Here is a 6,492-nt window from a genome sequence, read left to right as displayed (position 1 = left end):
CACAAACTCAAGAACAACAGTTTCAACAAAACCCATACCCAACTCAGCCACAACAACCTCAATATCAACAACAAATGTATCAACCAAACTACGACGCACGTGTCTCACCACCTAAACCACCAACAGTAGATATTACACAACCACAAATTTTACCACCTGGACCAACATTAGATATTACACAGCCACAAATCTTACCACCTGGACCAATTACAGAACCAACGCAACAACAAATTCAACAAGTTGTCGGTACACAGTTCTTACCTTTAAAGAAACCTGTACTAGATTTCGTAAAACCTTGGGTAGATTACGGTTTAAATGAAGCAAAACATACATCACATAAACACGCTTTAACAGAAGTTGCTGCCATTATGTTTTTAGTTGGGAAAGGATTCAATCCGACGATTGCACATTATATTGTGGAATCTTGGGAGAAGAATGAGCAGTTTTAGAGGTTTTTATTCTTACAAAACTATAAAAGTGTCACAAATGCCTGGTTTATAGCATTTGTGACACTTTTTTGTTTGTTATGTTAAATGTCATTTCAATAGTGAATTACTGCAGTTACCTTTTCTTCCTAGGACCTATAATTAATTTAATCGCCGTTCTTTCTTGTTCATTAATCGTAACCTCTTGAAATGCTGGAACGAAGGCTAAATCGATACCACTTGGAGCAACAAATCCTCTTGCGATTGCTATTGCTTTAATCGCTTGATTTAAAGAACCAGCCCCAATCGCTTGAATTTCTACATTGCCACTTGTTCTTAGTACACCTGCTATTGCACCTGCAACTGAATTTGGGCTTGATTTTGAAGATACCTTTAATATATTTTCCATGTAAGTTGCTCCTTCTATAATTTAATCGTTCTTTCGTTACGGTTTAAAATATTTCAACGTATCTTTTACTATTATTCACACCAAAAGCAAACAATGCTACATATGTACATTCATTCGATACTTTTCGTCTTCTTCCTGCCCATCTACATAAATAAAAAGCGATAACTAAAGACTCTAATATACCAACATTCAAATCATAGAAATTCACTACTCGATAACATTAGTGCAACTGAAGATAATAATGTTTCCTTTTCAAGTGAAATTAATATAATAATCATTTCTCCTATACTTCAATCTATTAAGAACCTCGGCTCATTTTTCTAGCAATTCATTAACCTCCTTCAAAAATTTCACAAATAATATCCTAATACTATATTTCATTATTTGAGCACGTTATCTTCCAAATCTATTATCTTTTCTTCTATATAGTACAAGCATACAAACAAATTTCCTCCCATTTACATAAACTACTATGTGTCTTAAATCTATTAATAATAGGAGGTAATAGATTGAATCCTCACTTTCATTCTTCAAAATCGTTTAAAAGATGTTCCTGCCCCTGTCCCCCCAGCTCACATAAACCATCCGGTCCAGCTTATGGGGCTTTTTGGCAAACTGAATTTATAACTGTTTCTTTTGGCGATCCTTTTCCATTTAATCACTTCGGCCCTATAGCAGGAGGAGTTTCCTTACTAAATCCTACTACTATACAATTTAGTCAAGCTGGTGATTATAGAGTTTCTTTCATTTCAACTATTAACACTACTTTAAATCCTGTATTTCCACATATTCCAGTCATGACTATATTCTTAAATAACAATCCCCTTGCTAATAGCCAAGGAGATTTCGCAATTCAAATGACTAATTCAGCAAATAACGAATGTCTTCAACTCGTTGGTGAAACAATTGTTACGGTACCAGAAAATTCTACCATTCAACTTAGAAATAACAGCGGTTTTAATAAGCAAAAAATTGTAACTTGTGATAATGGTATAAATTCACTTGAATTAACTGTAACAAAATTAAGTAAATAAAAAGCCGACTTAGATTAAGATGCTAGCTCAGCATCTTTTTTTAATAACTAATCCTCTTCTTCAATTTCTAGTCTCTCTTATAGAACATAAACGCCCACTGATTATTATCCCGCAAATAGCGGGATAATAATCAAAAAAGTGCAGAAATCTTTCTAACACAAGATTTCTACACTTTTATATTAATATCTATTCGTCCTTACTTCTCCACATAAACCGACTTAACAATTGTACGATTATAAGGCAGTCCTTCTTTATTCATCCCTTTTATATCCATCGTAACGTTATATACTCCTGGTTGCTTTATGTCCTTCAAAGCACCAGTAAATGTATTGTTATTAACATTTTGCAATTCATTAAATTCAGAGACTAGTTTCCCTTCTTCATTCACAACTCTTACTGTTATGGAAAGATCCCCTTTCATTTCAGGTGCTACAGGTGATTTTTTCAGTTTATACTCAGGTTTATTTACTTTAACTTTGGTAGGCATTTGAAGAACAAATGGTGCGTCATTCTTGTAATCGCTTATAACTAGATATGCATCTTTCGACTGCTTCGCCATCATTTTAACTTTCCATTCTCCTACATCCATTTTATCAAATTTAAATGTTCTAATTGTTGCACCACCAAAGAAAGATTCTTCTTCACCAGTAGTTATAACGCTATCCTTATTTGTATACATTTTTCCTTTTGGTGATATCATTTGTACTTCTACATTAGACGAAGCAGTTAATATAGAAACGATTCCTTCTGACTTTTTATCAACTGTAACAGTTTGCTCTATCCACTGATTTTGTGGCAATTCTCCGCCTAAAATGTTTTGGTTTGAAGTTGTATTTAATTGTTCTATGTTTTCATTTGAACTAGTGCTGGATGCTACTAAAGCTGGTACGGCTACATTTGATGTACGTAAATATGGTTCAATTCGTGAGAACACAGCAGATCCTTTTCGTATATTATCATGATCAAATCTGGAATCTGTAAATAAATGAGTTCCATACGGCAACTTAGCACTCCACTCATTTACTAGTCCATCATTTGAACCGTATGATGACAAATATAATCCGCCCATGGATAACGCCGAGAATACAGGGCCCCAACTAGTTCCCGTAACTGTATAATAACGGTTTAATTTAGCTGCTGGATTATTATCAATCGTTGAACGAAATTTTGCCATTTCGCCCATTTGTAATGAGTACGTACCATCATCTTTTTGACCTAATATAGAGGCAAGCCATCCCGCCCACCAACTATATGATAAATCAGCTAAGTTTGATCCATGATGTGGTGTCGCAAGCGTGATAACATTTCCGACAAATCGATTTGCACCATATCCTACTAATGCAGCCTGTGTATCGATACCGCCTTTACTATGTGCTACAATATTAACTTTTTTACCGAAATGATTATATATTTCTTCTAATTTTTGTGCTAACAATTTTCCGTTGTCCCACTGACTAGCTGATCCTTTTCCAGCAGCATCATATAATTGTATAAATACTGTTTGATAGCCTGCTTTCAAAGCATAGTCATACATATCATTTATATCGTGATACACTGTCTTTCCATACCAACTATCAGCATTCCCATTCCTTCCTTGTACAAAAAGAATTGGAGGTTTATTCTCATCATAATTTGCAGGTTTTTGCCCTAAAAACCAATCTCCAGGTGTAAAGACTTCTTGATTTGGAAAGCCTGTTTTAAGCTCTTTTACAACTTCTGCTTGCACATTTGTGCTAATCATTGGAACCATGATAAAAAATACAATTAGTAAGGCAACACATCTTCTCATCAATCGCATGTTACTCCCCCCACTTTTTTTGAAAGAAGGTGCTCTTTGTAATTTTTTATCTTCTTTCTTAATACTAGATAATCTTTTTACTTAAACAAAATCTTGTCCCTATTCTCAAGAGATTACTAGTACCCCTTCTTCCTTAACACACGTTATTCTCTTTGTTTCTATCTCTTCCTTTTGAGAGAACACTATAAAAAAGTTTCTCAATAATTGTTAACCGTACTAAATCCAAATATCTCTTAATCATCATTGTCTATATAAAGTATACAAATCTTGAAAAAACTTTAGAAAAATAACACTTTATTACTACCTAGTTATAAAAAAAGAGGAATGAAGATATGTACTTTTATTTAATTTAATACAAAACAAACGAATAGAAGCTTATGCTGTAAGACTTTCCTACGCCGAAAGATTAAACTGAAATTTCTAAATAGATAATAAGGTTTTCAGAAACATATATTATGATAATTTTCGCAGACTTGAATTAAACTTTTAGAAGTACTAACCTAGCGGTGAGCAGAAGAAAATTCTGTAAAAAGAAAGGAGAACGCTTTATGTTGACCAATTTACAAAAGGAGTTTTTTAAACGACTAAAAATTCCTGTAAAAGAAGTAACATTTGATGATTTAAATGAAATCCTCTTAAAGATGGGCTTGATTCTTCCCTATGAAAATCTCGATATTATGGCTGGTACGATTAAAGATATCTCAAAAAAGAACTTAGTAGAAAAATTACTTATTCAAAAACGAGGCGGTCTTTGTTATGAATTAAACTCCTTATTGTATTACTTTTTAATGGATTGTGGGTTTCAAGTATATAAAGTAGCTGGTACTGTTTATGATCTTTACGATAATAAATGGAAACCCGATGATGGTCATGTCATTATCATATTAAATCATAATAATAAAGATTATGTTATAGACGCGGGTTTTGCATCTCATCTACCTTTACATCCAGTCCCCTTTACCGGAGAAGTCATCTCTTCTCAAACGGGAGAATATCGAATTCGCAAACAAACGACCCGAAAAGGTACACACATTTTAGAAATGAGAAAAGGAGCTAACGGGGAATCTACAAATTTCTTGCAATCTGAACCTTCAGATGAATGGAAAATAGGCTATGCCTTTACTTTAGATTCAATAGATGAGAAAAAGGTGAATAACATTCAAAAAGTGATTGTGGAACATAAAGAATCTCCTTTTAATAAAGGGGCTATTACTTGTAAATTAACTGATTATGGGCACGTATCATTAACAAATAAAAATTATACAGAAACCTTTAAAGGCATCAAAAATAAACGACCAATAGAATCAAAAGATTATGCTCGCATTCTTCATGAATCTTTCGGAATAACACAAGAAAAATATGTAGGAAAAACACTAGAAAGAGGCTAGTTGACTAGAATTATTTCATAATAAAGCAGATTCCATATTTAGAATCTGCTTTATTTTATATTTTGTTATAAAGGAATTTATTTTTGCTGGTACCCTTTAATTTTCAATGATATACTCATCATCATATTTATCATATTGGAGGCCTGATCCTATTTTTGATTCCGTAACTTGATCTCTTAAAAACGGTGCAGCTTCCATTTTGCTAGTTGCAATTTCAATTCCATATTTTTTCGTTAAATGGGCTAATTCTATTAAAAACCACTCTCTTCGTAATGTGACTGGAATATCAAATGTTCTTCTTTTCATATATAATAGCACCTCTTTAATTTTCATAACTTAAAAAACATTATAGTATATGCATGTCCATTCTAAATGTGCTATTACTAAAATAACATTTTAGTTTACATAAAATAATTATGTATTAGTAGAAAGAGGCTTGTCCTCCTCTTTCTACTGTAGAGATTTAAATTAAGAACATCTTGGTACACCTAAAGCTAAGAATAAACCTGCTACTCCCGCAGTAATCGGTACTTTTAACGTAATTACATCGTCTACCTTCGTTACTAAAAAGTAAGCATTACCTTCTTGTAATATACAATTCACTAACAATTGAAATTCCATTCAAATCCCCCCTTTCAATCGATATATTATACTTTATGAATTTTGTTTAAAAACGTAATAGGAAATATATCTATTTTTTCTTATATATTGAATAAATGTTTATAAGTCTATTAAAAATACTAATTTTCTAAATTCATATAAATCGTGTAATATCCAATAAGTTCCTATATAATCAATAGTGAAAATCTTACAAATGGAGGTATAAAAATGGCAATTTTGAGTAATATTGGTGCAACTTTATTTTTTATTGCTTTTATTCTTTTAGTTCTATGTATCATTTCATTCTTTAAGAAAAATGGAAAAGCAAAACAATATGGTCGTCCTACCGTTATTCTTTTTATGATTTCGATTCTCTTAACAGAAATGGGCACTACAAAATCTGAACACCCAGTCATCGATTTTTTTGCTACTTTAAGTTTCATATTATTTATTTTCTTCCTTGTTCTAGCAATCTTATCCGTAATTAAAAAGACAGGTGTAGCAAAAAAACAATTTATTATCACTGCTATTTTATTTGTCATTTTTGGTGCGTTATCAAGCATTTCAAACCCTACTTCTGAAAAAACAGCAGCAACTAGTAAAAAAGTTACTTCTAACAATGCAGAAGAAAAAGAGAGCGAGAAGAAAAAAGAACTAGAAAAGAAAGAAGCGGACGAAAAAACTCAAAAACAAGAAGATGAGAAGCGTCAAGCTGAAGAACAAACTCGTAAGCAAGAGGATGAAAAACGTCAAGCCGAGGAACAAGCTCGTAAGCAAGAAGATGAAAAACGTCTCGCTGATGAGCAAGCTCGTAAACAACAAGAAGAACAAAAGCGCC

At 32.5% G+C, this 6,492-nt stretch carries 7 protein-coding genes and 1 pseudogene; 4 read left to right on the top strand and 4 right to left on the bottom strand.

Translation table 11 applies throughout. The annotated features are described in order from the left end of the window. A pseudogene (locus tag MR083_RS25815) lies at positions 1 to 449 on the top strand (hypothetical protein); the annotation flags it as partial. Positions 450 to 561: 112 nt separating this feature from the next. On the opposite strand, the gene spoVS reads toward MR083_RS25815, so the two are convergent. Beyond that, positions 562 to 834, bottom strand: coding sequence for a stage V sporulation protein SpoVS (gene spoVS / locus MR083_RS25810; protein WP_000427805.1), 273 nt, complete (start codon positions 832 to 834; stop codon positions 562 to 564). 509 nt (positions 835 to 1,343) lie between these two features. On the opposite strand from spoVS, the gene MR083_RS25805 reads away from it, so the two are divergent. Next, positions 1,344 to 1,868: a hypothetical protein gene (locus tag MR083_RS25805; RefSeq protein ID WP_001068075.1), complete on the top strand. Its 525-nt coding sequence runs from the start codon at positions 1,344 to 1,346 to the stop codon at positions 1,866 to 1,868. Positions 1,869 to 2,064: 196 nt separating this feature from the next. Here MR083_RS25805 and MR083_RS25800 read toward each other — a convergent pair whose 3' ends face one another. Next, complete coding sequence (locus tag MR083_RS25800; protein ID WP_001238713.1) at positions 2,065 to 3,666, bottom strand: esterase/lipase family protein; 1,602 nt, start codon at positions 3,664 to 3,666, stop codon at positions 2,065 to 2,067. Between the two features lie 548 nt (positions 3,667 to 4,214). On the opposite strand from MR083_RS25800, the gene MR083_RS25795 reads away from it, so the two are divergent. Further along, on the top strand, positions 4,215 to 5,054 hold the full coding sequence (locus tag MR083_RS25795; RefSeq protein WP_000957152.1) for an arylamine N-acetyltransferase family protein: 840 nt from the start codon (positions 4,215 to 4,217) through the stop codon (positions 5,052 to 5,054). Between the two features lie 96 nt (positions 5,055 to 5,150). Here the strand turns inward: MR083_RS25795 and MR083_RS25790 are convergent, their stop codons facing one another. Next, positions 5,151 to 5,360, bottom strand: coding sequence for a hypothetical protein (locus tag MR083_RS25790; RefSeq protein WP_000830253.1), 210 nt, complete (start codon positions 5,358 to 5,360; stop codon positions 5,151 to 5,153). A 162-nt stretch (positions 5,361 to 5,522) separates the two neighbouring features. Beyond that, on the bottom strand, positions 5,523 to 5,675 hold the full coding sequence (gene exsG, locus MR083_RS25785; protein WP_000395674.1) for an exosporium protein ExsG: 153 nt from the start codon (positions 5,673 to 5,675) through the stop codon (positions 5,523 to 5,525). Between the two features lie 207 nt (positions 5,676 to 5,882). On the opposite strand from exsG, the gene MR083_RS25780 reads away from it, so the two are divergent. After that, on the top strand, positions 5,883 to 6,492 hold a 610-nt coding region (locus MR083_RS25780), incomplete at its 3' end, for a UbiA prenyltransferase family protein (protein ID WP_242270052.1).

Source organism: Bacillus cereus group sp. BfR-BA-01408 (assembly GCF_022663305.1).
Lineage (GTDB): Bacteria > Bacillota > Bacilli > Bacillales > Bacillaceae_G > Bacillus_A > Bacillus_A pacificus.
Note: the sequence above shows the minus strand (reverse complement) of the source record. Positions and strands in the feature narration are given on the sequence as shown.